The organism is Ramlibacter sp. P4_H7 (assembly GCF_056400765.1).
The window spans coordinates 275,268-298,836 of the sequence record NZ_JBFUKP010000003.1; the positions used below are offsets into that span (position 1 = coordinate 275,268).

Annotated in this window: 22 protein-coding genes; 2 read left to right on the forward strand and 20 right to left on the reverse strand. The window is 68.8% G+C overall.

The features are described from left to right. The 20 genes from AC1DSA_RS06495 to AC1DSA_RS06590 all read right to left on the reverse strand — a co-directional run bounded on the left by AC1DSA_RS06495 (window position 1) and on the right by AC1DSA_RS06590 (window position 21,011). Entirely contained in the window at window positions 1-1,725 is a 1,725-nt protein-coding gene (locus tag AC1DSA_RS06495) for an ATP-dependent DNA ligase (RefSeq protein WP_477887236.1), read from the reverse strand. A gap of 2 nt (window positions 1,726-1,727) precedes the next feature. Further along, window positions 1,728-2,057 (reverse strand): DUF2269 family protein, encoded by a 330-nt coding sequence (locus AC1DSA_RS06500; RefSeq protein WP_477887238.1) that lies wholly within the window; start codon window positions 2,055-2,057, stop codon window positions 1,728-1,730. Continuing rightward, window positions 2,054-2,524, reverse strand: a complete 471-nt coding sequence (locus AC1DSA_RS06505) for an SRPBCC family protein (protein ID WP_477887240.1) — start codon at window positions 2,522-2,524, stop codon at window positions 2,054-2,056. Before AC1DSA_RS06505 ends, AC1DSA_RS06500 begins: the two co-directional genes overlap by 4 nt. Before the next feature lie 16 nt (window positions 2,525-2,540). Next, complete coding sequence (locus AC1DSA_RS06510; protein WP_477887242.1) at window positions 2,541-3,653, reverse strand: saccharopine dehydrogenase family protein; 1,113 nt, start codon at window positions 3,651-3,653, stop codon at window positions 2,541-2,543. Next, entirely contained in the window at window positions 3,650-4,675 is a 1,026-nt protein-coding gene (locus AC1DSA_RS06515; RefSeq protein ID WP_477887244.1) for a ligase-associated DNA damage response exonuclease, read from the reverse strand. Before AC1DSA_RS06515 ends, AC1DSA_RS06510 begins: the two co-directional genes overlap by 4 nt. A 142-nt stretch (window positions 4,676-4,817) precedes the next feature. After that, window positions 4,818-6,035, reverse strand: a complete 1,218-nt coding sequence (gene clsB, locus AC1DSA_RS06520; protein WP_477887246.1) for a cardiolipin synthase ClsB — start codon at window positions 6,033-6,035, stop codon at window positions 4,818-4,820. 10 nt (window positions 6,036-6,045) lie between these two features. Beyond that, on the reverse strand, window positions 6,046-6,774 hold the full coding sequence (locus tag AC1DSA_RS06525) for an endonuclease/exonuclease/phosphatase family protein (RefSeq protein ID WP_477887248.1): 729 nt from the start codon (window positions 6,772-6,774) through the stop codon (window positions 6,046-6,048). Continuing rightward, window positions 6,771-7,220 (reverse strand): dihydroneopterin triphosphate diphosphatase, encoded by a 450-nt coding sequence (gene nudB, locus AC1DSA_RS06530; RefSeq protein ID WP_477887250.1) that lies wholly within the window; start codon window positions 7,218-7,220, stop codon window positions 6,771-6,773. The genes AC1DSA_RS06525 and nudB overlap by 4 nt, the downstream gene beginning before the upstream one ends. A 24-nt stretch (window positions 7,221-7,244) precedes the next feature. Continuing rightward, window positions 7,245-7,745 carry a hypothetical protein gene (locus AC1DSA_RS06535; RefSeq protein ID WP_477887252.1) on the reverse strand — a complete coding sequence of 167 codons (501 nt, stop codon included), beginning with the start codon at window positions 7,743-7,745 and terminating at the stop codon, window positions 7,245-7,247. Window positions 7,746-7,760: 15 nt separating this feature from the next. Further along, complete coding sequence (aspS, locus tag AC1DSA_RS06540; protein WP_477887438.1) at window positions 7,761-9,548, reverse strand: aspartate--tRNA ligase; 1,788 nt, start codon at window positions 9,546-9,548, stop codon at window positions 7,761-7,763. A gap of 39 nt (window positions 9,549-9,587) precedes the next feature. After that, window positions 9,588-10,205, reverse strand: coding sequence for a DUF502 domain-containing protein (locus tag AC1DSA_RS06545; RefSeq protein ID WP_477887254.1), 618 nt, complete (start codon window positions 10,203-10,205; stop codon window positions 9,588-9,590). 7 nt (window positions 10,206-10,212) lie between these two features. Then, window positions 10,213-10,575 carry an FmdB family zinc ribbon protein gene (locus AC1DSA_RS06550; RefSeq protein WP_477887256.1) on the reverse strand — a complete coding sequence of 121 codons (363 nt, stop codon included), beginning with the start codon at window positions 10,573-10,575 and terminating at the stop codon, window positions 10,213-10,215. Between the two features lie 93 nt (window positions 10,576-10,668). Then, on the reverse strand, window positions 10,669-12,141 hold the full coding sequence (locus AC1DSA_RS06555) for a high affinity choline transporter 1 (protein WP_477887258.1): 1,473 nt from the start codon (window positions 12,139-12,141) through the stop codon (window positions 10,669-10,671). Window positions 12,142-12,199: 58 nt separating this feature from the next. Continuing rightward, window positions 12,200-13,762, reverse strand: a complete 1,563-nt coding sequence (gene ubiB / locus AC1DSA_RS06560; protein WP_477887260.1) for a ubiquinone biosynthesis regulatory protein kinase UbiB — start codon at window positions 13,760-13,762, stop codon at window positions 12,200-12,202. Further along, window positions 13,759-14,334, reverse strand: coding sequence for a ubiquinone biosynthesis accessory factor UbiJ (locus AC1DSA_RS06565; RefSeq protein WP_477887262.1), 576 nt, complete (start codon window positions 14,332-14,334; stop codon window positions 13,759-13,761). The genes ubiB and AC1DSA_RS06565 overlap by 4 nt, the downstream gene beginning before the upstream one ends. A 44-nt stretch (window positions 14,335-14,378) precedes the next feature. Continuing rightward, window positions 14,379-15,392 carry a Tim44 domain-containing protein gene (locus tag AC1DSA_RS06570; protein WP_477887264.1) on the reverse strand — a complete coding sequence of 338 codons (1,014 nt, stop codon included), beginning with the start codon at window positions 15,390-15,392 and terminating at the stop codon, window positions 14,379-14,381. A 33-nt stretch (window positions 15,393-15,425) separates the two neighbouring features. Continuing rightward, window positions 15,426-16,157, reverse strand: coding sequence for a bifunctional demethylmenaquinone methyltransferase/2-methoxy-6-polyprenyl-1,4-benzoquinol methylase UbiE (gene ubiE / locus AC1DSA_RS06575; protein ID WP_477887266.1), 732 nt, complete (start codon window positions 16,155-16,157; stop codon window positions 15,426-15,428). Between the two features lie 17 nt (window positions 16,158-16,174). Continuing rightward, complete coding sequence (locus AC1DSA_RS06580; protein WP_477887268.1) at window positions 16,175-16,594, reverse strand: gamma-butyrobetaine hydroxylase family protein; 420 nt, start codon at window positions 16,592-16,594, stop codon at window positions 16,175-16,177. 26 nt (window positions 16,595-16,620) lie between these two features. Beyond that, the gene (locus AC1DSA_RS06585) at window positions 16,621-17,031 is read right to left on the reverse strand and encodes an HIT family protein (RefSeq protein WP_477887440.1); all 411 of its coding nucleotides are present in this window, start codon (window positions 17,029-17,031) and stop codon (window positions 16,621-16,623) included. An 83-nt stretch (window positions 17,032-17,114) separates the two neighbouring features. Further along, window positions 17,115-21,011: a DUF3683 domain-containing protein gene (locus AC1DSA_RS06590; RefSeq protein ID WP_477887270.1), complete on the reverse strand. Its 3,897-nt coding sequence runs from the start codon at window positions 21,009-21,011 to the stop codon at window positions 17,115-17,117. Window positions 21,012-21,200: 189 nt separating this feature from the next. On the opposite strand from AC1DSA_RS06590, the gene ugpB reads away from it, so the two are divergent. Both ugpB and ugpA read left to right on the forward strand, forming a co-directional pair. Beyond that, window positions 21,201-22,511: a sn-glycerol-3-phosphate ABC transporter substrate-binding protein UgpB gene (gene ugpB, locus AC1DSA_RS06595; RefSeq protein ID WP_477887272.1), complete on the forward strand. Its 1,311-nt coding sequence runs from the start codon at window positions 21,201-21,203 to the stop codon at window positions 22,509-22,511. A 176-nt stretch (window positions 22,512-22,687) separates the two neighbouring features. After that, the gene (gene ugpA, locus AC1DSA_RS06600) at window positions 22,688-23,569 is read left to right on the forward strand and encodes a sn-glycerol-3-phosphate ABC transporter permease UgpA (RefSeq protein WP_477887274.1); all 882 of its coding nucleotides are present in this window, start codon (window positions 22,688-22,690) and stop codon (window positions 23,567-23,569) included.

Genomic DNA, 23,569 nt, shown 5'->3' on the forward strand with positions numbered 1-23,569 from the left:
CTACGAGCCGAGCAGGCGTTCCAGCTCCAGCAGGCTGTCGGCCTCGTGCAGGGGCTTGTCGTCGCGGATGCGCAGCATGCGCGGGAAGCGCACGGCGATGCCGCTCTTGTGCCGGCCGCTGCGGTTGATGCCCTCGAAGCCGAGTTCGAACACCAGGCTGGGCCGGACGCTGCGCACCGGCCCGAACTTCTCCAGGGTGTTGCGCCGGATGATCGCGTCCACCTTGCGGAACTCCTCGTCGGTCAGGCCGGAATAGGCCTTGGCGAAGGGCACCAGCTGCAGCGCATCGGGCTGCGGCGGCTCCTTGCGCGCGATCGCCTCCAGCACCGCGTCGGCCTCCTCCCTGCCCGCCGGCGGCCGGTTCCAGACCGCGAAGGTGTAGTCGGTGTAGACGGAGGAGCGGCGGCCGTGCCCCGGCTGTGCGTACACCAGCACGCAGTCGACCGACATGGGATCGATCTTCCATTTCCACCACAGGCCCTCGGCCTTGGTACGGCCGGTGCCATAGGCGGCGTCCTGCCGCTTGAGCATGAAGCCTTCCACCCCGCGGGCGCGCGACTCCTCGCGCCGGCGCGCGAAGTCCAGCCAGGAGACGGCCGTTTCCACCGGCGAGAGCCGCAAGCCGGTGCCGGCCAGCAGCGCCTCCAGCCGCGCGCGCCGCTCGCGCTGCGTCAGGCCGCGCGCGTCGGCGCCGTCCTGCTCCAGCAGGTCGTAGGCCATGAAGCTCACCGGCGCCTCGGCCAGGATCCTCTTCGTGAGGTTCTTGCGGCCGATGCGCTGCTGCAGAAGGGCGAAAGGCGCAGGCCGCCCGGCGATCTCGCCGGTCTCGGGATCGGCCTCGTCCTTCCACACCAGGATCTCGCCGTCAAGGACGGTTCCGTCCGGCAGCGCCTGGGCCAGCGCCACGATCTCCGGAAAGCGCTCGGTCACCAGCTCCTCGCCGCGCGACCAGATCCACACCCTGCCGGCCCGCTTGACCACCTGGCCGCGGATGCCGTCGTACTTCCATTCCACCAGCCAGTCGGCCACCGGGCCGAGGCGCGGCGAGAACAGCTCCGGGGGCAGGTCCAGCTGGTGGGCCAGGAAGAAGGGATAGGGCTGGCCCTCGTCGGGCTGCTCCGGCACGCCTTCCTGCGCGCCCGCGATCAGCGCCTCGTAGCGCTCCGGCGAGGGCATGGACTTGCCGTCGGTGTAGCCCATCATGCGCTGGGCCACGCGCTTGGCATCGATGCCCGCATGGCTGGCGAGCGCACGCTGCACGAGCAGCTTGCTCACGCCGACCCGGAAGCCGCCGCCCACCAGCTTGGTCAGCAGGAAGCGGCCCAGCGTGTCCAGCTCCCGCCAGTACCCCGCGACGCGCTGCGCGACTTCCTCGTCCGGCAGCCCGCGCAGCGGCAGCAGGCGGTCCTCCACCCATTCGGCCAGGCCGACGTCCGACGGCGCATCGCCGCGCGGAAGCACCAGCGCGATCGTCTCCGCGAGGTCGCCCACGGACTGGTAGCACTCGTCGAACAGCCAGGGTTCGATCTGCGCCAGCTGGCACGCCAGGCCGACGAGCGAAGCGGTCTTCACCACCTGGCGCGGCTTGCCGCCCGCCAGGAAGTAGACCGCCCAGGCGGCGTCGCGCGCCGGCGCCTCGTCGAAGTAGCGCGCGAGGGCCTCCACTTTCTCGTTGGTGGAGGTGGTCGCGTCGAGCTCGCTGAACAACCGGGCGAAGCGGCGCATGGTCAGCCGAAGGAGGCGCGCGCGAGCATCAGCGCGAACAGGCCCATGACACCGAGGAAGGCGGGCCATCCCAGCACGAACCAGAGGCGGAAGCGGCGATGGAAGCGGGCATCGAGACCGCCGACGGTCGCGGCCTGAGCGGCCGCGGCCGTTGCGGTGAAGACGGAGTCCGCGGTCACCGTGAGGCGCAGCACGCCGCGGATCAGGCCGAGGTCGCCCTGCTCCATGCCGCGCCGGTAGCCGAACCAGGCGAGGAAGGCGATGCCCAGGCCGGTGCCGAACAGGACTGCAGCGCCCAGCAGGTGCAGCCACTTGACGCCCAGGTAGCTCACGCGCGCGGCTCCCCTTGCTGCCAGGCACGCACGTCGTCGGCGTGCGCCTGCAGGAAGCGCCGCATCCGTTCGAAGCGCTTGCGCGTCTGCCAGTCGAACAGGCGCTTCGTGGTGGGCTCCAGCAGCCAGCGCAGCGCACGCGGCCCGCACTCGAAGCTGTAGGTGTACACCATGACCGAACGCCCGGCGCCCAGCGGCTGGTGGCGCATCGACGCGGCCCAGCGGGTGAACGGGAACGAGCGCCCCTCCATCGTCGCCGCCGCCACCTTCGCACGCTGGTAGGTAATAAAGCGCGTCCGCATCGACAGCGGCTTCAGCCAGCCGCCGCCGCCGTTGTGCGTGAGGGCGCCCACGAAGGGGCACGGCGCGCCGCCGAGCACGTGGGTCGCGGCCACCAGCGAATCCCAGCGGTGCCGCCAGTGCTGGTAATGGAAGGCATCGAACACCACCTCGGGCGGTGCAGGCATCTCGAATTCGAAGCGCTCATGCACCATCGATGGCTTCCGTCACCAGGTCGACCTTCATGCCCCAGCGCTGGAACTCGGGCAGGAATTCCTGCAGCCGCAGCAGCCCCATGCAAGGCATCGCGCCGGGCGGCAAGCTCTCGCCGCGGGCGAGCCGGCGGGCCAGCAGGATGGCCGCCATGCAGGGGATCTCGGGGCCGTGGTGGTGCGGCGCGAAGATGTTCCAGGCCAGCTGCGCCGGTGCGCCGGCCACCGACAGGCCGCGCATGCGCACGACCATCCCGCCCCTGGAGGTGCCGAGCGGATCGAACACCTTGCCGGCGTGGTGCAGCACCGTGGCCAGCCGCGGGGTCCGGACCAGGTAGCCGCGGCGCCGCACGGCCGCCAGCGCGGCGAAGGCGTACTGCGCCGGCGCGACCTCCAGCGCCGCGCGGAACATCACGTCGGTGACGCCGGGATAGCGCCGGGGGAACAGCTCCAGGTCCGGGATGTCGCACAGGGCGCCGCGCCGGGTCTTCAGGCGCGCGAACTTCACGGGTTGCGGATCGGCCCAGCCGCTCTGCTCCTGCCAGCGGCCGTCCTTCCAGACCTGCACGGGCCCACCGCAATAACTCAGCACGCCGGCCACGGTCGCCGGTCCGCGTGGCGCGCGTTGCGCGGGCGCGATGCAGCAGTCGATCGCGTCCAGCCGCCAGAACTGCGGCAAATGAGCGTCCACCACCGCCGACGAGAGCGCAGGCACCGTGCTCGCGCCGGTGATGGCCGTGCGCCCCGCGGCGCGAAAGCGCGCGTCGAGCGCCTGCGCGAAGTCGCAGACGAAGCGGCGGCCGTCCGCCAGGTCGATGTAATGGCTGCCGGCTGCGAGGGCGGCCAGGGCGACCCGGTGGTCCTGCCCCTGGAACGGACCCGCCGCATGGATCACGAGGTCGGGCCGCAGGATCGCCAGGCGGTCCGGGAATCCGGGAGCGCCGATGTCGAGCGCCGCCGCGCGGGCGCGCTGTTCCCGGGCGAAGGCCTGCGCGCGCTCCATCTCGCGCGCGCCCACGACCAGTTCGATGTCGCCATGGCCCGCCAGCGCCCGGCAGATGCGCGCGCCGAAGTTGCCCGTGCCTCCCAGCACCACGACTTTCATGCGCTCTCCTGCGGCGGCGGCTGCAGGTCCGCCTCCACCACGTCGTCGCCGTACTCGGTCTCGAAGGCCTCGGCCTGCAGCCCGCGCTCGCCGAGGTGGCGCACCATCACGTTGGCGCTGCCGTGCGTGACGATCACGCGCCCGGCGCCGGTCGCGGCGATGGCTTCCAGCAGGCCGGGCCAGTCCGCGTGGTCGGACAGCACGAAGCCCCGGTCGTAGCCGCCGCGCCGCCGGTTGCCGCGCACCTGCATCCAGCCGCTGGCGAACGCCGTCTGCGCGTCGCCGAAGCGCCGCAGCCACGGGCTGCCCACCGCGCTGGGCGGGCAGACGACGAGGCAGCGCCGCAGGTCGGCCTTGTCCTTCACGTCCGTCACCATCAGGGTCTCGGGCAGCGAGACGCCGGCGGCGCGATAGGCCGCGTTCAATGGCTGCACCGCGCCGTGCACGATGATCGGGCCGATCGAGGGATCGACGCCGCTCAGCAGGCGCTGCGCCTTGCCGAAGCTGTAGCAGGCGACCACGCTGGCGCGACCGTGCGAGGCATTGCGCGCCCACCAGGCATCGATGTCGGCGAACACCTCGCCGTCCGGGCACCAGCGGTAGATCGGCAGCCCGAAGGTGGATTCGGTGATGAACACGTCGCAGCGCACCGGCTCGAACGGCGCGCAGGTGGGATCGGGCGCCACCTTGTAGTCGCCGCTGGCCACCCAGACCTGGCCGCCGTGCTCCAGCCGGACCTGGGCCGATCCCAGCACGTGGCCCGCCGGGTGCAGGGAGACCGTCACGCCGTGGTGCCGCAGCGGCTCGCCGTAGGGCAACGTCTGCAGCGGGATGTCCCCCAGCCGCGAACGCAGCACGCCCTCGGCCGGGGCCGCCGCGAGGTAGTGGCCGTTGCCGGGGCGCGCGTGGTCGGAGTGCGCGTGGGTGATCACGGCGCGCGCGACGGGCCGCCAGGGATCGATATAGAAATCCCCGGGGGGACAGTACAGGCCCTCGGGCCTCTGCACCACCAGGTCGCTCACTGGGTAACCTCCCCCAGGATTGCCCGCTGCGCGGGCTGCACACCGGCCACCCCGGAAAAAGGCTGAAGCCTTTTCCCGGGGACCCCGCCGGCCCCCCTCCGCAAGCGGAGGGGGCGAGCGCCTTCGGGCGGCCGGGCGGCGCTCACAGATATTTCTTTCCCTGGATCACCAGCAGCAGGCGCATCACGACCAGCGCCAGCCGCTCCTTCACGCGCTGCCAGGGCGGGCGCTTCTCGTAGGCGGCGGGATCCATGCGCTTGCCCTCCTGCACCATCGCATGCAGCAGGCGCTCGCGCAGGCGGCGCGCGAAGCGGGGGTCTTCCACCACCACGTTGGCCTCGCGCGCCAGCAGCAGGCTGAGCGGATCGAGGTTGGACGAGCCGACGGTGGCCCAGCGGCCGTCGATCACCGCCACCTTGGCATGCAGGAAGCTCGGGGCGTACTCGTGGATGTGCGCGCCGGCGCGCAGCAGCGCGCCGAACACCGGGCGCGACGCGTAGTACTGCATGAAGTATTCGTAGCGGCCCTGCACCAGCAGGTTCACGTGCACGCCCCGGCGGGCGGCATTGATCAGGGCCCGCCGCATGCGCCCGCCCGGAACGAAGTAGGCATTGGCGATGATGATCTCGTCGCGCGCGCGGCCGATCGCCCGCAGGTAGGCCCGCTCGATCACCACCCGGTTGCGCAGGTTGTCGCGCAGCAGCAGCGCAGCGCGCACGTTGCTGTCCCCTTGGGGGGGCAGCTCGGCGGCCCGGGCGGGCTGCGGACGTGCCGCGCGCCACAGCTCGAAGGCGCCGCCCCACTTCGCGCGCTTGAGCTGCCCCACGGCCTCGATGCGCGACCACTGGCGCTGCATGGTCTGGTGCATCTGCAGCACCAGGGGCCCTTCCACGCGCAGGGAGAAATCCAGGCGCGGCGACAGCAGCGTGCCATGGTTGGGGTCGTGGTAGTCGTCCAGGATGTTGATGCCGCCGCAAAAGCCCAGCGCCTCGTCGACGACGCACAGCTTGCGGTGCAGCCGCCGCCACTGCCCCGGCCACAGCAGGCCGAATGCGCCGGTGCGTGAATACAGCGCCCACTGCACGCGCGCCGCGTCGAAGCGCATCTCCCAGAATGGCGGCAGCGCCGGCGTACCGAAGCCATCGATCACCAGCCGCACGGTGACGCCGCGCCGGGCCGCCCGTTCGAGCGCATAGGCCACGTCGGCGCCGCTGCCGGTGAAGTCGAAGATGTAGGTTTCCAGCAGGACTTCCCGCTGGGCCCCGTCGATGGCGGCGATCAGCGCGGGGAAGAAGGCGCGGCTGCCCTCCAGCAGCAGCAGGTGATGACCGGCGCGCAGGGGGGGGACCGCGTGCGTCATCGGCGCCTCCCTACACCTTGAACTCTGCGATCAGCGGCAGGTGGTCCGACATGCGCCACCAGATGCGCCCCCGCGGGATCTCCAGTCCCATCGGCTTCAGGCCCCGGCCGTACACGTAGTCCAGCTGCGTCAGGGGCAGGCGCGAGGGATAGGTCAGCGCCCGCTGGCCCATGAAGTCCTGGAAGCCGTGGCTGTTGAGCATCGGGCGCAGCTTGCCGCCCCAGTCGTTGAAGTCCCCGGCCACGATCACCGGCGCGGTGCGCGGGATCTCCCGCTCGATGAACCGCAGCATCTGCTCGACCTGGCGGGCGCGGCTGCCGGCGATCAGCCCCAGGTGCAGCACGATCACGTGCACCTTGCGGCGGCCGACCTTCAGCTCCGCGTGCAGCAGGCCGCGCTGCTCGAACCGGTGGTCCGACATGTCTTCGTGACCCTGCGAGACCACCGGCCAGCGCGACAGCAGCGCGTTGCCGTGCTCGCCGTGCTTGGTCTTCGCGTTGGTCTGGTAGAGGGCGAAGTAGCCCTCGGGACAGAGGAATTCAGCCTGCGGCAGCTCGGGCCAGCGGGTGAAGTACTGCTCTTCGCGCCGGTGCAGCTTGCGCACTTCCTGCAGGCACACGATGTCCGCGTCGAGCTGCTCCACCGCATGGCCGAGGTTGTGGATTTCGAGCCGGCGCGCCGGGCCCAGGCCCTGCACGCCCTTGTGGATGTTGTAGGTCGCGACCCGCAGAAGGCTCATTCCCTGAATTCTGGCAGCATCAGGATCGCTTCGGCGTTGGACGGCGAGAAGCAGGTATCGGCCGCCTTGCGCCAGGTCAACCACTGCCAGGCCGTGTGCTCCCGCGGGTTGAGGGTCACGGGCGTGCCGGCCGGCACGCACAGCCCGAACACGTGCTCGCGGTTGCGCAGGACGCCGGGTGCGTAGCGGTGCAGGTAGTGGGGATAGATGTCGTAGACGTTCTCCAGCCCCCAGTCGGTGAGCCGTCCGTCCGCGCAGGCGATGCCGGTCTCCTCCTGCACTTCGCGGATGGCCGTCTCCTCGAAGCTCTCGTCCACGCTGTCCTTGGAGCCGGTGACCGACTGCCAGTGGCCGGGCGTGTCGGCGCGGTTGATCAGCAGCACGTCCAGGTCCGGCGTGTGGATCACGACCAGGACGGACAGGGGGAGCTTGAACGGCCGGGACATTGGGCCACGCGGTGCCGGATGCCCCTAGTTCAGGGGTTCGTCGCTGACCTGGTACCGCTGCACCACGCCCCGCGGATCGACATAGATGAACAGCATCCGCGGGTTGTTGTTCTGCTTGAAGCGCCACTCCCAGATGCCGCCGTCGAACGAGGCGACGCGGCTGACCCGGGCCGGCTTGCCGTAGGTGCGCTCCACGTCCTCCTCGGTCCACACCCCGGGCTGGATGGTGGCGGCGAAGCGGCGCTCGTCCAGTACCTGGGTCACCGCGACCACGTGGCCGCTGGGGTCGAGGTCGACGTTGTTGACTTCGTAGCCCGAAGGCGCGCGCGAATACTGCAGGCGCTCGCCCGATGCCAGCCGGTAGCTGGCCGTCGGCTGCCCGAGGAAGCCGAGGGTGAATTCGCGGGTGGAACCCAGCGGCAGGCGGCTGGGGTCGCGGGTGGGATCGTTGCGCACGTCGCAGGACGCCAAGGCCGTCGAAAGCAGCGCCAGGGCAAGCCAGTGTCGACCACCGGAGGAAGCCATGTCCTCGCTTCTGGCTCAGGCCGCTGTCGCGTTGCGCAGCCGGATGTGCAGTTCGCGCAATTGCTTCTCGTCGACCGGCCCCGGCGCCTGGGTCAACAGGTCCTGGGCGCGCTGCGTCTTCGGGAAGGCGATCACGTCGCGCAGGGACTCGGCGCCGGTCATCAGCATGACGAAGCGGTCCAGGCCGATGGCGATGCCGCCGTGCGGGGGCGCGCCGTACTGCAGCGCGTCCAGCAGGAAGCCGAACTTCAGCTTGGCTTCCTCGGCGTCGATCTTCAGCGCGCGGAACACCTTGCTCTGCACCTCCTCGCGGTGGATCCGGACCGAGCCGCCACCGAGCTCGATGCCGTTCAGCACGGCGTCGTAGGCCTTGGCCAGGCAGCGGCCGGGGTCGGTCTCCAGCCAGTCCTCGTGGCCGTCCTTGGGCGAGGTGAAGGGATGGTGCACCGCGTTCCAGCGCTGCGCATCGTCGTCGAACTCGAACATCGGGAAGTCCACCACCCACAGCGGCTTCCACTGGCCCTCGACCAGGCCATGGCCCTTGCCGAACTCGCTGTGGCCCACCTTCACGCGCAGCGCGCCGATGGAGTCGTTGACCACCTTGGCGCGGTCGGCGCCGAAGAAGACCAGGTCGCCGTTCTGAGCGCCGGTGCGCTTGAGGATCTCGGCGATCGCGCGGTCGTGCAGGTTCTTCACGATCGGCGACTGCAGGCCTTCACGGCCCGCGGCCACGTCGTTGACCTTGACCCAGGCCAGGCCCTTGGCGCCGTAGATCTTCACGAACTCGGTGTAGCCGTCGATCTCGCCGCGGCTCATGCCGGAGCCGCCGGGCACGCGCAGGCCGACCACGCGGCCGTCCTCGGCGTTCGCCGGGCCGGAGAAGACCTTGAAGTCGACGTCCTTCATGACGTCCGTGAGTTCGGTGAACTCCAGCTTCACGCGCAGGTCCGGCTTGTCGGAGCCGTACAGGCGCATGGCGTCGGCGTGGGTCATCACCGGGAAGGCCGGCATGTCGACGCCGATGACGTTCTTGAAGGTGCTGCGGATCATGCCCTCGAACATCGTGCGGATCTCCTCCTCGGTCAGGAAGGAGGTCTCCACGTCGATCTGGGTGAATTCGGGCTGGCGGTCCGCGCGCAGGTCCTCGTCGCGGAAGCACTTGGTGATCTGGTAGTAGCGGTCGAAGCCCGACACCATCAGCAGCTGCTTGAACAGCTGGGGGGACTGCGGCAGCGCGAAGAACATGCCGTCGTGCACGCGCGAGGGCACCAGGTAGTCGCGCGCGCCTTCCGGCGTGCTCTTGGTGAGCATCGGCGTCTCAATGTCGATGAAGCCGTTGGCGTCCAGGAACTTGCGCACCTCCATCGTCACCTTGTAGCGCAGCATCAGGTTGTTCTGCATGTACGGCCGGCGCAGGTCCAGCACGCGGTGCATCAGGCGCGTCGTTTCCGACAGGTTGTCGTCATCGAGCTGGAAGGGCGGCGTGACCGAGGGGTTCAGCACGGTCAGTTCCTGGCACAGCACTTCGATCCTGCCGCTCTTCAGGTGGTCATTGACGGTGCCCTCCGGACGCGCGCGCACCAGGCCCTTGACCTGCACGCAGAACTCGTTGCGCAGGCCTTCGGCGGTCTTGAACATCTCGGCGCGGTCGGGATCGCACACCACCTGCACATAGCCTTCGCGGTCGCGCAGGTCGACGAAGATCACGCCGCCATGGTCGCGGCGGCGGTTCACCCAGCCGCACAGGCTCACGGTCTGGCCCATGAGGGCTTCGGTCACCAGACCGCAATAGGTCGTACGCATTTGTTGCATGGAAATACCTTCGGGGAACGCGAGGCGCGCTCAGTTGCGCGCGATCGTCTTCTGGGGGGACACGACGCCCATGGAGACGACGTACTTGAGCGCGTCGTCCACGCTCATCTTGAGTTCGATGCAGTCGCTCTTGCGCAGCATCACGAAATAGCCGCCCGTGGGGTTGGGCGTGGTGGGCACGTAGACGCTGACGTATTCCTCGCCGTGCAGGTGGTTGGCCACGTCGCCGCCCGGCGTGCCGGTGACGAAGGCGATGGTCCACACGTCCGGGCGCGGCCACTGCACCAGCACCGCGGTGCGGAAGGCGTTGCCGCTCTCGGAGAACAGCGTGTCCGACACCTGCTTGACGCTCGAATAGATCGAGCGGACCACCGGGATCCGCGACACCACGCGGTCGCCCAGGTGCACCAGCCGCTTGCCGATGAAGTTGCTGGCGGTGGCGCCGACGATCAGCAGGATGGCCAGCGTCAGCAGCACGCCGAAGCCGGGGATGTGGAAGCCGATCAGCCGGTCCGGCTGCCAGGCTCCCGGCAGGATCTGCAGGGTCTGGTCGAGCGTGTCGATGATCCAGCGCAGCACGGAGATCGTGATGGCCACCGGCACGATGACGAGCAGCCCCGCCACGAGCCATTTGCGCAGGGCGTGCATGGGATTCTCAGTGGCAGGCGCAGGACGCGCCGCAGCCGCCGGCCGCCGCGCTGGGCGCGTCGGGCTTGGTCGCCGCCGGCGCGCTCTCGGTCTTGCCGGAATCGGTGCCCTTGGCAGGCTCGGTGCCCTTCGCAGGCTCGCTGCCCTTGGCACCCTCGGCGCCCTTGTCCGCCGCGGGCGCAGTGCTGCCACCCCGGAAATCCGTCGCGTACCAGCCCGAACCCTTGAGCTGGAAGCCGGCCGCGGTGATCTGCTTGGAGAACGCGTCGGCGCCGCAGGACGGGCACTCCGTCAGCGGGGCATCGGAAACTTTTTGCAGGACGTCCTTGGCATGGCCACAGGAGCCGCATTTGTACGCGTAGATGGGCATGGCGGGTCAGGTCGTGGGAGCAAAGCCCTCAATTATAGGCGGGGGGCCAGATCCCAAGCCTTCCCGTCACCCGCGGCCCCGGGGAGGCGCCGGCTATTGGGCGGGCATGCCGGCCACGTGGTGCACCATCTCGTGCCGGTTGCGCAGCTTCTGCGGCAGCAGCGAGCCCACGACCATGCCGCCGAAAGCGGCGATCAGGCCGGCCAGCTGCGCCGGGAAGGCCTTGCTGAGCGCTTCGCCGCCCACCTGCGGGAAGAACAGAACCCAGGCCGCCAGGCCGGCCGCGACCGAGAAGATCGCGCCCTGGGTCGTGGAGCGCTTCCAGTACAGCCCCATCACCAGCGGCACGAAGGCGCCGACCAGGGTCACCTGGTAGGCCGAGGACACCAGGTCGTAGATCGAGGTGCCCTTCATCGCGATCGCGTACGCCAGCACCAGGCCGGTGAAGCTGACGATGGTGGCGCGCATCGCGAACAGCTGCTGCTTGTCGCTCATGCGGGGGCGCAGGTTCTTCAGGATGTTCTCGACGAAGCTGGTCGACGGCGCCAGCAGCGTGGCCGACGAGGTGCTCTTGATGGCCGACAGCAGCGCGCCGAAGAACAGGATCTGCATCACCAGCGGCATCTTGGTCAGCACGAACGTCGGCAGCACGCGCTGGTAGTCGTTCTTGGCCAGCTCCATGGCGCTGTCGCCCATCACCACCACCGCGCTGGCAACGATGAACATCGGGACGAAGGCGAACAGGATGTACGACACGCCGCCGATCACCGCGCCATTGCGGGCGGTATCGCTATCCTGGGCGGACATCACGCGCTGGAACACGTCCTGCTGCGGGATGCTTCCCAGCATCATGGTGAGGCCCGCACCGATGAAGAAGGCCATGTCGGTGAAGGTGGGCGCGGGCAGGAAGTTCCAGAGCTGCTTGGAACTCGCCAGGTCCAGCACCTTGCCGGCGCCGCCGGCCAGGTCCGCCGAGAAGATGGCGATGATGGTGAGGCCCACCACCAGCACGATCATCTGGATGAAGTCGGTCCAGGCAACGGCCAGGAAGCCGCCGATCACCACGTAGACCAGCACCGCCAGGGTGCCCACGATCATGCCCGTGGTCTCGGACATCGCCCCGTTGGTGAGCACGCTGAACACCAGGCCCAGCGCGGTGATCTGCGCCGCCACCCAGCCCAGGTAGCTCAGGATGATGGCCGCGGAGCAGAACACCTCGATGCCGCGACCGTAGCGCTGGCGGTAGAAGTCACCGATGGTCAGCAGGTTCTGCCGGTACAGCTTGGTGGCGAAGAACAGGCCCACCAGGACCAGGCAGGTGCCCGCGCCGAAGGGATCTTCGACGATGGCGTTGAGGCCGCCCTGGACGAAGCGCGCCGGGATGCCCATCACCGTCTCGGCGCCGAACCAGGTGGCGAAGGTGGTGGTCACCACCATCACCAGCGGGAGGCTGCGCCCCGCGATGGCGAAATCAGTGGTGTTCTTGATCCGGGTGCCGGCCCAGACGCCGATGCCCAGCGTACCGAGCAGGTACACGACGACGAATGCGACGAGCGTGGTGTTCATGGCAATCCCCCAACCCCCTCCCCGGTTTGCGCGGCATTATGCAGGACGGTGGCACGACTCAGAAGATGTTGTTGCGCACAAGCGCCAGCATCACCAGCAGGCCCAATGCAAATCCGATGCCACTGAACAGGGCGGTCTCCAGCAGCCGGTTGGTGCGCCGCTGCTCCACCAGCAGCTCCCGCACTTCCTTCTGCAGGCTGCCGTGGCGCTCGTTCAGGTACGAGTGCAGCAGCCGGGGCAGTTCCGGCAGCAGCTTGGCGTACCGCGGCGCCTGATCGCGCAGCTCCTGCACCAGCTTCTGCGGGCCGATCTGGTCCAGCATCCACTTTTCCAGGAAAGGCTTGGCGGTCGCCCACAGGTCCAGGTCGGGGTCGAGCTGGCGGCCCAGTCCCTCGATGTTGAGCAGGGTCTTCTGCAGCAGCACCAGCTGCGGCTGGATCTCCACGTTGAAGCGGCGCGAGGTCTGGAACAGCCGCATCAGCACCATGCCCAGCGAGATCTCGCGCAGGGGCCGGTCGAAGTACGGCTCGCACACCGTGCGCACGGCGCCCTCCAGCTCGTCCACCCGCGTGCCCGGCGGCACCCAGCCGGACTCGATGTGCAGCTCGGCCACTCGCTTGTAGTCGCGCCGGAAGAAGGCGGTGAAGTTCTGCGCGAGGTAGTCCTTGTCGTGCTCGGTCAGCGTGCCGATGATCCCGAAGTCCAGCGAGATGTAGCGGCCGAAGGTGCCGGGCTGCACGCTCACCTGGATGTTGCCGGGGTGCATGTCGGCGTGGAAGAAGCCGTCGCGGAACACCTGGGTGAAGAAGATCGTGACGCCGTCGCGGGCCAGCTGGCGCAGGTCCACGCCGGCTTCGTTCAGGCGATCGACCCGGCTGATCGGCACGCCGGTCATACGCTCCATCACGATCACCTCGGGATGCACGAAGTCCCAGTACATCTCGGGGATCATCACCAGGTGCAGGCTGGACATGTTGCGGCGCAGCTGCGCCGCGTTGGCCGCCTCGCGCACCAGGTCCAGCTCGTCGTGCAGGTACTTGTCGAACTCGGCGACCACCTCGCGCGGCTTCAAGCGCTTGGCATCGTGCGAGGCCTTCTCGATCCAGCCGGCCATCATGCGCATGAGGTCCAGGTCCTTCTCGATCACCGACAGCATGCCGGGGCGGAGCACCTTGACCGCGACGTCCTTCATGTCGCCCGAGCGCAGGCGGACGGTGGCGAAATGCACCTGCGCGATCGAGGCGCTGGCCACGGGCTCGTGGTCGAAGCTCTCGAAGACGGCGTTGAGCGGGCGCTTGAAGGCGCGCTCGATGGTCGCCACGGCCACCGACGAGGGAAAGGGCGGCACCCGGTCCTGCAGCATCGCGAGTTCGTCGGCGATGTCCTGCGGCAGCAGGTCGCGCCGGGTGGACAGCACCTGCCCGAACTTGACGAAGATCGGGCCCAGCGCCTCCAGCGCCTGGCGCAGGCGCTGCCCGCGCGGCGCGTCGATGTGGCGGCGGCGTCCGAAGGAGATGATCCGGGCGAGCCCCCGCAGCCGGAAGCCGGAGAGCACCAGCTCGTCCAGCCCGAAGCGGAAGATCACCCAGAGGATGACGATGGCGCGCACGTAGCGCGTCATCCGCCCGACCGCCCCGCGGTCCCTGAATCGGCGCCGCCGCCCGGGGCGGCCTTGTCGCGCCCGGCGAACTGGCGCAGCGCGTCGGCCATGCGGCGCATCACGCTCCCGATCATGTGGGCCGGCGCGTCGCCGAACACGCGCGCGAGGTCCTCCTCGATGTCCCAGCGGACATGGTCCACCAGCCATTGCACCTCGGCGGCCAGCTGCACGTCGCCGGCGATGCGCACGGACGGCTTGTCGCCCCGCACCGCGGCCTGCGCCAGCGAAAACGGCGACTCCTCGGTCACGGTGAGGCTGAGGTCGGGCACCTGCGTCGCGGGACCGAGGTCCAGCAGGCCGGCCGGCGTGGCCGCCAGGCGCACGCTGAAGTGCCGCCAGTGCGCCTCCACCAGGCGCCCGGCCTGGCGTTTCAGCCGGGCCTGCGCCTCCGGCTCCTGCTGCAGCACGTGATTGAGCAGCAGCACCAGCCGCCGCTGCATCTCCTGCACCACCCAGGGCGGCGGCTGCAGCGCCTTCCCCAGGCGCTCGAACAGCTGGTCAAAAACGGAAGCGGGGGATGCCGGTGTGGTCATCCCCCGATTATTGATGATGCGGGCGGGGCGCGGCCCCGCCGGGCTCACTGGAGCGCCTGGACCCCCGCGACCAGCCAGCCCGAGCTGCCGCTCCTGGGCTTGATCATGTTCCAGACTTCGCGGAACGGCGCGGGACCGGCGGAGGGCTCCTCGCGGATCATCCCGGAGAACTCCACGCTGGCCAGGTACTCGGTGGCGAGTTCCTCGATGCCCAGCAACTGCGCCTCCAGCAGGACCACCTCGGTCTTGTGCGTGGTCGCGACGGCGCCCTGGTCGCGCTCGCCGATCTGGTTGCGGATCTCCTGCAGCATCTCGTCGGTCATCATGCTGCGCAGGGTGCCGAAGTCGGCTCGATCCCAGGCGTCCTGCAGCGTCAGGAAATTGCGCTTGGCCGCCCCCAGGAAGCCCTCGACGTCGAAGCCGGGCGGGATGCCCCAGGTCTGCGAGCCCTCCAGGGCGCCGCGCGGCTGGCCGGCCAGCGCCGAGCCGATGCGCAGGCCACCTTCCGCGTCGCGCGCCGCATGGGCGTCGAAGCCGCTTTCCCAGGGTCGGGCGGACGCGTCGTTGCCCACCTTGGCCGGGTTGTACTGGCGCGGCGAAGCCGGCGCATCGGCGCTCAGGCCGCTGTTCTGCATGCCGTAGCCGGCGCCAGCCGCTGCGGGCTGCTGGCGGCGGGCGCGCATCATGCCGATCGCGACCAGCACCAGCACGCCCAGCAGCAGGAACAGCATCACGTTGGCGAAACCGGCGCCGAAGCCCAGGGCATGCGCCAGGGCGGCGATGCCGAGGCCTGCGGCGAGCCCGCCCAGCATGCCGCCCCAGCGGCTTGGCTGCTTGGCCGGCGCGGCGGTCGCCGGGTTCGGCTGGGGCGTGGCCGAGGGCGCCGTGCTGGGCGACGTCGGCGTGGTGCTGGGAGAAGCGGGCGGCGTGCTTTGGCGCTGCGTGACGTTGGAAGACTGGCGGCCGACCGAGCCGCCGCCACCCAGGCGGCGCGCCGCGTCGGCGTCCAGGGCACCGAAGGCGAGCACGCCGGCGAGCAATACGGTCCAGAGTTTCATCGAATGTCTCCTATGCCCGCCCCAGATGCGGGCTCAGCACTTGATTGCAACATGCAGCGCGGCCACCCCGGCGGTGAGGTTGTGATAGTCCACGTGGCCGAAGCCGGCTTTCTTCATCAGCGCCTTCAGTTCCTCCTGCCCGGGGTGCATCCGGATGGACTCGGCGAGGTAGCGGTAGCTGGCCTCGTCGCCGGCCACCAGCCGCCCCAGCCGGGGCAGGATGTTGAACGAGTACCAGTCGTACGCCTTTTCCAGCGGCGGCGCCACCCGGGAGAACTCCAGTACGAGCAGTTTTCCGCCCGGTTTCAGCACACGGTGCATCTCCGCCAGCGCGCGGTCCTTGTGCGTCATGTTGCGCAGGCCGAAGCCCACGCTGACGCGGTCGAAGCTCTCCGACTCGAAGGGCAGTTTCTCGGCGTCGCAGACCACTGTGGGCAGGACGACGCCGGCATCGAGCAGCCGGTTGCGTCCGACACCCAGCATGGCGGCGTTGATGTCGGTGTGCACCACGAGGCCGCCGGGCCCCACCTTGCGGGCAAACGCCTGCGCCAGGTCGCCCGTGCCGCCGGCGATGTCCAGCACCGCCTGGCCGGGCCGCAGGTCGGCCGCCAGCACCGTGAACGCCTTCCAGGCGCGGTGCAGGCCGAGCGACATCAGGTCGTTCATCAGGTCGTAGCGCGGGGCCACGGAGTCGAACACGCCGCGCACGCGGCCGGCCTTCTCGCGTTCGTCGACGTTCTGGAAACCGAAATGGGTCTGGGTCATGGTCGTGCCGGAAAGGTTCAGTGGCCGCAGGCGTGGCCGCCATGCGCCGCCTTCGCGGCCATGGGGGCGTCCCGGTCGACGCCGGCTTCCTGCAGCCGGCGCGTGTAGTCCTCCCACAGCTGCGCCTGCTGCGCGCCGAGGAAGTACAGGTAGTCCCACGAATAGATGCCGGTGTCGTGGCCATCGGAGAACACCGGCTTGACCCCGTAGTTGCCCACCGGCTCCAGGTCCGTGATCTCGACCTCGCGCTTGCCGGTCTGCAGCACCTCCTGGCCGGGGCCGTGGCCCTGCACCTCGGCCGACGGCGAAAACACGCGCATCAGCTCGAAGGGAAGGCGGAACACCGAACCGTCGGCAAAGCCGACTTCCAGCACGCGCGAGGCGCCATGCAGGGTGAGGGATTCGGGAGAGGGTGTGTCGCTGCGCAAACCGGCCATGCAGGCAGTTTAAGCGCAGCGCGTCCTCAGGGGCTGCCCAAGCGGGAGAGCAGGTCCTTCTCGACCGCAGGCAGGAGGGCGGCCACTTCGGCCAGGCGCGCGGCGTCGGGCTCGCGCTGCGCCGGCGCCCACACCGGCGCCGGGAACCGGCTGTCCCAGTCGAACCGCGCGATCACGTGCCAGTGCAGATGCGGCACCACGTTGCCCAGCGCGGCCACGTTCGCCTTCGCCGGCCGCAGGTGGCGCAGCAGTGCGTCTTCCACGGTGGCGACCACGTCCATGCACTCGTGGCGTTCGGCGCGGGACAGCTGGGAAAACTCGGCGACATGGTCTTGCCAGACCACGCGGTAGAACGCGGGAAAGGCTTCTTCCTGGGCATGGATGAGCCGCCAGCGTGGCGCGCGCACCAGCACCCGGCCGCCGTCGGCATCGCACAGCGGGCAGCCGGGCTGCCGCTTCGAGCCACCTGCCTCCTGCGGGCCGGACGCGGCCGCAGCTCCTGCCGACGGCCGCGCGGTGCTCACACCAGCACCCGCTCGATGCCGCCGTTGTTGGCGGCCTTCACATAGTCCTTCATCCAGTCGGCGCCCAGGATCTTGCTGGCCATCTCGACCACGATGTAGTCGGCCTCCAGCAGGCCGTTCTGCAGGTCGTGGCTGTAGCGGTGCAGGCCCTGCAGGCAGCTGGGGCAGCTGGTGAGGATCTTGACGTTGCCCTTCTCCGGCACCGCGCCCGAGGCGCGCAGCGCATCCTCATCCTTGCGCAGTTCCTCTTCCTTGCGGAAGCGCACCTGGGTGGAGATGTCCGGGCGGGTGACGGCCAGCGTGCCCGACTCGCCGCAGCAGCGCTCGGACTTGCGCACGTTCTCGCCCACCAGCGCCTTCACGGTCTTCATCGGGTCCTGCAGCTTCATGGGCGTGTGGCAGGGGTCGTGGTACAGGTAGCCGCCCGCACCCTCCAGCTTGATGCCCTTTTCCAGCAGGTATTCATGGATGTCGATGATCCGGCAGCCCGGGAAGATCTGGTCGAACTCGTAGCCCTGCAGCTGGTCGTAGCAGGTGCCGCAGGACACCACCACCGTCTTGATGTCCAGGTAGTTCAGCGTGTTGGCCACGCGGTGGAACAGCACCCGGTTGTCGGTGATCATCTTCTCGGCCTTGTCGAACTGGCCGGAGCCGCGCTGCGGATAGCCGCAGCACAGATACCCGGGCGGCAGCACCGTCTGCACGCCGGCGTGCCACAGCATCGCCTGGGTGGCCAGGCCCACCTGCGAGAACAGGCGTTCCGAGCCGCAGCCGGGGAAGTAGAACACCGCCTCCGATTCGGCCGTCGTCGCCTTCGGGTCGCGGATGATCGGGACGTAGTCCTTGTCCTCGATGTCCAGCAGCGCCCGCGCGGTCTTGTTCGGCAGGCCGCCCGGCAGCTTCTTGTTGATGAAGTGGACCACCTGCTCCTTCACCGGCGCCGGCCCGTGGGTGTCCGGCGGGCGCTTGACCTGCAGGTGCGCCAGTCCGCGCAGCAGGTTGTTGCCCATGCGCTGGGCCTTGTAGCCGACGCCCACCACCGCGGCGCGGATCGCCTTGATGCTCTGCGGGTTGGTGGCGTTGAGCATCAGCATCGCCGCAGCGTTGCCGGGGCGGAAGCTCTTCTGGCCCATCTTGCGCAGCAGGTTGCGCATGTTCATCGACACGTCGCCGAAGTCGATCTTGACCGGGCAGGGATTCAGGCACTTGTGGCAGACGGTGCAGTGGTCCGAGACGTCCTCGAACTCCTCCCAGTGCTTGATCGACACGCCGCGGCGCGTCTGCTCCTCGTACAGGAAGGCCTCGACCAGCAGCGACGTCGCCAGGATCTTGTTGCGCGGGCTGTACAGCAGGTTGGCCCGCGGCACGTGGGTGGCGCAGACCGGCTTGCACTTGCCGCAGCGCAGGCAGTCCTTGATGGAATCGGCGATCGCGCCGATGTCCGACTGCTGCATGATGATCGACTCGTGCCCCATCAGGCCGAAGGATGGCGTGTAGGCGTTGGTCAGGTCGGCGTACACCGACATGTCGGCGTCGACGGCGCCGCGCGCGGACGGCCGCAGCAGCTTGCCCTTGTTGAAGCGCCCCTCCGGATCCACCCTCTGCTTGTAGTCGGCGAAGGGCGCGATCTCCTCGTCGGTGAGGAATTCCAGCTTGGTGATGCCGATGCCGTGCTCGCCGGAGATCACGCCGTCCAGCGAACGCGCCAGCGCCATGATGCGCTTGACCGCCTCGTGCGCGGTCTGCAGCATCTCGTAGTCGTCGCTGTTGACCGGGATGTTGGTGTGCACGTTGCCGTCGCCGGCATGCATGTGCAGCGCCACCCACACGCGGCCCTTGAGCACGCGCTGGTGGATCGCGTTGACCTCGGTCAGGATGGGCGCGAAGGCATTGCCGGCGAAGATGGACGCCAGCGGCGCGCGGATCTGCGCCTTCCAGCTCGCGCGCAGCGAGTGGTCCTGCAGCTGCGCGAACAGCGGCTCGACGTTGGTGAGCCAGTCCTGCCACTGGCCGCGCACCTCGCGCACCAGGGCGAGCGCCTGCTGCACGCGGTCTTCCAGCAGTTCGGCCGAGGGGATCTCGCCGGCGTCGTCCTGCTTGCCCAGCGGCAGGTTGCCACGGGCGAAGAAGACCTCCAGCTCGTTGGCCAGCGCGATCTTGTTGCGCAGCGACAGTTCGATGTTGATGCGCTCGATGCCGTCGGTGTACTCCGCCATGCGCGGCAAGGGGATCACCACGTCCTCGTTGATCTTGAAGGCGTTGGTGTGCTTGCTGATCGCCGCCGTGCGCTTGCGGTCCAGCCAGAACTTCTTGCGCGCTTCCGGGCTGATCGCGATGAAGCCCTCGCCGCTGCGCGAATTGGCCAGCCGCACGACCTCCGAGGTGGCCCGCGCGACCGCATCCTGGTCGTCGCCGGCGATGTCGCCGACCAGCACCATCTTGGGCAGGCCGCCGCGCTTGGACTTGGTCGCGTAGCCCACGGCCTTGAGGTAGCGGTCGTCCAGGTGTTCCAGGCCCGCCAGCACGGTGCCGGTGCGGCCCTGCTCGCCGAACATGAAGTCCTTGATCTCGACGATGCTGGGCACCGCATCCCTGGCGTTGCCGAAGAACTCCAGGCACACCGTGCGCGTGTGCTGCGGCATGCGGTGCACGACCCAGCGCGCGCTGGTGATCAGGCCGTCGCAGCCCTCCTTCTGGATGCCGGGCAGGCCGGAGAGGAACTTGTCGGTGACGTCCTTGCCCAGGCCTTCCTTGCGGAAGCGGGCGCCGGGGATCTCCAGTCGTTCGGTGCGCTTGGGTTTGGACCAGTCGATCCGGTTGGAGGCATCGAAGTAGCGCAGCTCGAAGGTGGCCACCGGCGCGTCATGGATCTTGCCGAGGTTGTGGTCCAGGCGGACGACTTCCAGCCACTGCGCGTCCGGCGTGACCATGCGCCAGGAGGCGAGGTTGTCCAGCGCCGTGCCCCACAGCACGGCCTTCTTGCCGCCCGCATTCATGGCGACGTTGCCGCCGATGCAGGAGGCCTCGGCCGACGTCGGGTCGACCGCGAACACGAAACCGGCACGCTCGGCGGCGTCGGACACGCGCTGCGTCACCACGCCGGCTTCGGTCCAGATGGTGGGCACGGGATCGGCGTGGCCGGGCAGCGCGAAGTGCTCGACCTCGGTCATCGCCTCGAGCTTTTCGGTGTTGATCACCGCGCTCTTCCACGTGAGCGGGATGGCGCCGCCCGTGTAGCCGGTGCCGCCGCCGCGCGGGATGATGGTCAGGCCCAGCTCGATGCAGCCCTTCACCAGGCCCGCCATCTCGGCTTCGGTGTCCGGCGTGAGCACGACAAAGGGGTACTCGACGCGCCAGTCGGTGGCATCGGTGACGTGCGAGACGCGCGACATGCCGTCGAACTTGATATTGTCCTTGGCGGTGTACTTGCGCAGCAGGCGCTGCGCGCGCGTCCGCAGTTCGGCGGTCTGGCCGAACGCGCCGTCGAAGTGGTGGACCGCGGCCTGCGCCGCTTCCAGCAGCTCGCCCACGAGGCCATCGCGCTGCGGATCGGTGTCGGGGTCGCGCCGCTTGCCGATCTCGGCAAGCCGGTGATGCAGCGCTTCCACCAGCAGGCGCCGGCGCTTGGGGTTGTCCAGCAGGTCGTCCTGCAGGTAGGGATTGCGCTGCACGACCCAGATGTCGCCCAGCACCTCGTACAGCATGCGGGCCGAGCGACCGGTGCGGCGCTCCTCGCGCAGCCGGTTGAGGACTTCCCACGCGCGCGCGCCGAGCACGCGGATCACGATCTCGCGATCGGAGAACGACGTGTAGTTGTAGGGGATCTCGCGCAGGCGCGGCGCATCGTCGCCGACCGCGGCCATGAGTTGTTCGAGTGTCGTTGGCGCGTTCATCGTGTCAGGGCTATGTCAGCCAACGGAGCAACCCGGCTGAGAGGGGATGTTACCGCAGCGCAGCAACGCGCAGGCCTCACGGTCATGGGAAACCCGCTTGTTGCCCAGGGACCGCGTCTGTCTAATCCGCGTCACGCAAAAACCGTAGAGTCAGGCCCTTCCCGGCTGAACCGAACAGGAGAGAACCGAATGAGAATGAAGCTTTCTGCGCTGGCACTGGCCGCCACCTTCTTTGCCGCGGCCCCCGCCCAGGCCCAGACGGAGATCCAGTGGTGGCATTCGATGGGCGGCGCCCTCGGCGAATGGGTGAACGACCTCGCCAAGGACTTCAATGCCAGCCAGAAGGATTACAAGGTGGTGCCCACCTTCAAGGGCAGCTACGCCGAGTCCATGACCGCCGGCATTGCCGCGTTCCGCGCCGGCAACGCGCCCCACATGATCCAGGTGTTCGAGGTCGGCACCGCCACCATGATGGCGTCCAAGGGCGCCATCGTGCCGGTCGCCAAGGTGATGACGGATGCCGGGCTGAAGTTCGACCCCTCCGTGTACGTGCCGGCCGTGGCGGGCTACTACACGGCGCCGAACGGCCAGATGCTGAGCTTCCCGTTCAACAGCTCGACACCGGTCTTCCACTACAACAAGGACGCCTTCAAGGCCGCGGGCCTCGATCCGGAGAGTCCGCCCAAGACCTGGCCCGAAGTGGCGCTGGCCGCCGCCAAGCTGAAGGCGTCGGGCCACAAGTGCCCGTTCACCACCAGCTGGATCAGCTGGACCCAGCTGGAAAGCTTCTCGGCCTGGCACAACGTGCTGTACGCCACCAAGAACAACGGCTTCGGTGGCCTGGACACGCGCCTCGCGTTCAACAGCCCGCTGCACGTGCGCCACATCGAAAACTTGGCCAACATGGCCAAGAGCGGCCTGTTCGTCTACAAGGGCCGCGACAACGCGGCGGACGCCACCTTCGTCTCCGGCGAGTGCGCGATGGCGACCGGCTCGTCGGCGCTGGCCGGCAGCGTCAAGCGCAACGGCAAGTTCGCCTACGGCATCGGCACCCTGCCCTACTACCCCGACGTTCCGGGCGCGCCGCAGAACACCGTGATCGGCGGCGCCAGCCTGTGGATCATGTCGGGCAAGAAGCCCCAGGAATACAAGGGCGTGGCGCAGTTCCTGAGCTACCTCTCGCAGCCGGAGGTGGCCGCCAAGAGCCACCAACGCACCGGCTACCTGCCCGTCACCAAGGCTTCGTTCGACCTCACCGAGAAGTCCGGCTTCTACAAGCAGAACCCCGGCTACGACGTGTCGGTCAACCAGATGGTCCGCAAGACGACCGACAAGTCGCGCGGCGTGCGCCTCGGCAACTTCCTGCAGATCCGCACGATCATCGACGAGGAACTCGAAGGCGTGTGGCGCGGCGCGAAGCAACCGAAGGAAGCGCTGGACGAAGCGGTCAAGCGCGGCAACGAGCAACTCGAACGCTTCCAGAAGGCTAACAAGGCCTGACGGCCTTGCCGCCTTCTGACGCGTTCTGCGCTGCTCGCGTCCGATGACGGCACCCCCTCCCCAGCCCTCCCCCGCCAAGCGGGGGAGGGATTCGGAAACGTAATAGCGGTAGCGGGCGAGCGGGGCTCGTCCGCTTTCATTTGGAGGCCCGTTCGTTCGGGAGAGAATAGGCGCCAATGGAGAAGCGGGTTCTATTCAAGTCGGCGTGGCTGCCCTGGGTGCTGATCGCACCGCAGATGGCCGTCATCCTGGTGTTCTTTTTCTGGCCGGCGGGCCAGGCGCTGTACCAGAGCGTGATGCAGCAGGACGCCTTCGGCGCCACCAGCGAATTCGTGGGCATGGAGAACTTCCAGCGCCTGTTCAGCGACCCGAGCTACCTCGAATCGTTCAAGACCACGGCGATCTTCTCGATCCTGGTGGCCGTTGGCGGACTGGCGCTGTCGCTGCTGCTGGCGGTGATGGCCAACCGCGTCGTCCGGGCGTCCGGCCTCTACAAGACCCTGCTGATCTGGCCCTACGCCGTGGCGCCCGTGGTCGCCGGCGTGCTGTGGCTGATGATGTTCGCGTCGCCCTACGGCGTGATCCGCTATGCGCTGATCGAGATGGGCTTCGACTGGAACCACCTGCTCAATGCCAACCACGCGATGGCGCTGATCGTCATGGCGGCGATCTGGAAGCACCTGTCGTACAACTTCCTGTTTTTCCTGGCCGGACTGCAGTCGATCCCGCAGTCGCTGATCGAGGCGGCCACCATCGACGGCGCCTCGCCCTGGCGGCGCTTCTGGACGATCGTGTTCCCGCTGCTGTCGCCCACCACCTTCTTCCTGCTGGTGATCAACATCATCTACGCCTTCTTCGAGACCTTCGCCATCGTCGACGCCGCCACCCACGGCGGCCCCGGCAAGGAAACCGCGATCCTGGTCTACAAGGTCTACTACGACGGCTTCAAGGCGCTGGACATCAACGGCTCGGCCGCGCAGTCGGTGGTGCTGATGGCCATCGTCATGGCGCTCACGGTGATGCAGTTCCGCTTCGTCGAGAAGAAGGTGCACTACTGA

What these genes read in the sequence shown, in the direction of transcription:
- AC1DSA_RS06495 (WP_477887236.1), bottom strand. Translation starts at nt 1,725, where the DNA reads ATGCGCCGCTTCGCCCGGTTGTTCAGCGAGCTCGACGCGACCACCTCC.
- AC1DSA_RS06505 (WP_477887240.1), bottom strand. Translation starts at nt 2,524, where the DNA reads ATGCCTGCACCGCCCGAGGTGGTGTTCGATGCCTTCCATTACCAGCAC.
- AC1DSA_RS06510 (WP_477887242.1), bottom strand. Translation starts at nt 3,653, where the DNA reads ATGAAAGTCGTGGTGCTGGGAGGCACGGGCAACTTCGGCGCGCGCATC.
- clsB (WP_477887246.1), bottom strand. Translation starts at nt 6,035, where the DNA reads ATGACGCACGCGGTCCCCCCCCTGCGCGCCGGTCATCACCTGCTGCTG.
- AC1DSA_RS06525 (WP_477887248.1), bottom strand. Translation starts at nt 6,774, where the DNA reads ATGAGCCTTCTGCGGGTCGCGACCTACAACATCCACAAGGGCGTGCAG.
- nudB (WP_477887250.1), bottom strand. Translation starts at nt 7,220, where the DNA reads ATGTCCCGGCCGTTCAAGCTCCCCCTGTCCGTCCTGGTCGTGATCCAC.
- AC1DSA_RS06535 (WP_477887252.1), bottom strand. Translation starts at nt 7,745, where the DNA reads ATGGCTTCCTCCGGTGGTCGACACTGGCTTGCCCTGGCGCTGCTTTCG.
- aspS (WP_477887438.1), bottom strand. Translation starts at nt 9,548, where the DNA reads ATGCGTACGACCTATTGCGGTCTGGTGACCGAAGCCCTCATGGGCCAG.
- AC1DSA_RS06545 (WP_477887254.1), bottom strand. Translation starts at nt 10,205, where the DNA reads ATGCACGCCCTGCGCAAATGGCTCGTGGCGGGGCTGCTCGTCATCGTG.
- AC1DSA_RS06550 (WP_477887256.1), bottom strand. Translation starts at nt 10,575, where the DNA reads ATGCCCATCTACGCGTACAAATGCGGCTCCTGTGGCCATGCCAAGGAC.
- AC1DSA_RS06555 (WP_477887258.1), bottom strand. Translation starts at nt 12,141, where the DNA reads ATGAACACCACGCTCGTCGCATTCGTCGTCGTGTACCTGCTCGGTACG.
- ubiB (WP_477887260.1), bottom strand. Translation starts at nt 13,762, where the DNA reads ATGACGCGCTACGTGCGCGCCATCGTCATCCTCTGGGTGATCTTCCGC.
- AC1DSA_RS06565 (WP_477887262.1), bottom strand. Translation starts at nt 14,334, where the DNA reads ATGACCACACCGGCATCCCCCGCTTCCGTTTTTGACCAGCTGTTCGAG.
- AC1DSA_RS06570 (WP_477887264.1), bottom strand. Translation starts at nt 15,392, where the DNA reads ATGAAACTCTGGACCGTATTGCTCGCCGGCGTGCTCGCCTTCGGTGCC.
- ubiE (WP_477887266.1), bottom strand. Translation starts at nt 16,157, where the DNA reads ATGACCCAGACCCATTTCGGTTTCCAGAACGTCGACGAACGCGAGAAG.
- AC1DSA_RS06580 (WP_477887268.1), bottom strand. Translation starts at nt 16,594, where the DNA reads ATGGCCGGTTTGCGCAGCGACACACCCTCTCCCGAATCCCTCACCCTG.
- AC1DSA_RS06590 (WP_477887270.1), bottom strand. Translation starts at nt 21,011, where the DNA reads ATGAACGCGCCAACGACACTCGAACAACTCATGGCCGCGGTCGGCGAC.
- ugpB (WP_477887272.1), top strand. Translation starts at nt 21,201, where the DNA reads ATGAGAATGAAGCTTTCTGCGCTGGCACTGGCCGCCACCTTCTTTGCC.
- ugpA (WP_477887274.1), top strand. Translation starts at nt 22,688, where the DNA reads ATGGAGAAGCGGGTTCTATTCAAGTCGGCGTGGCTGCCCTGGGTGCTG.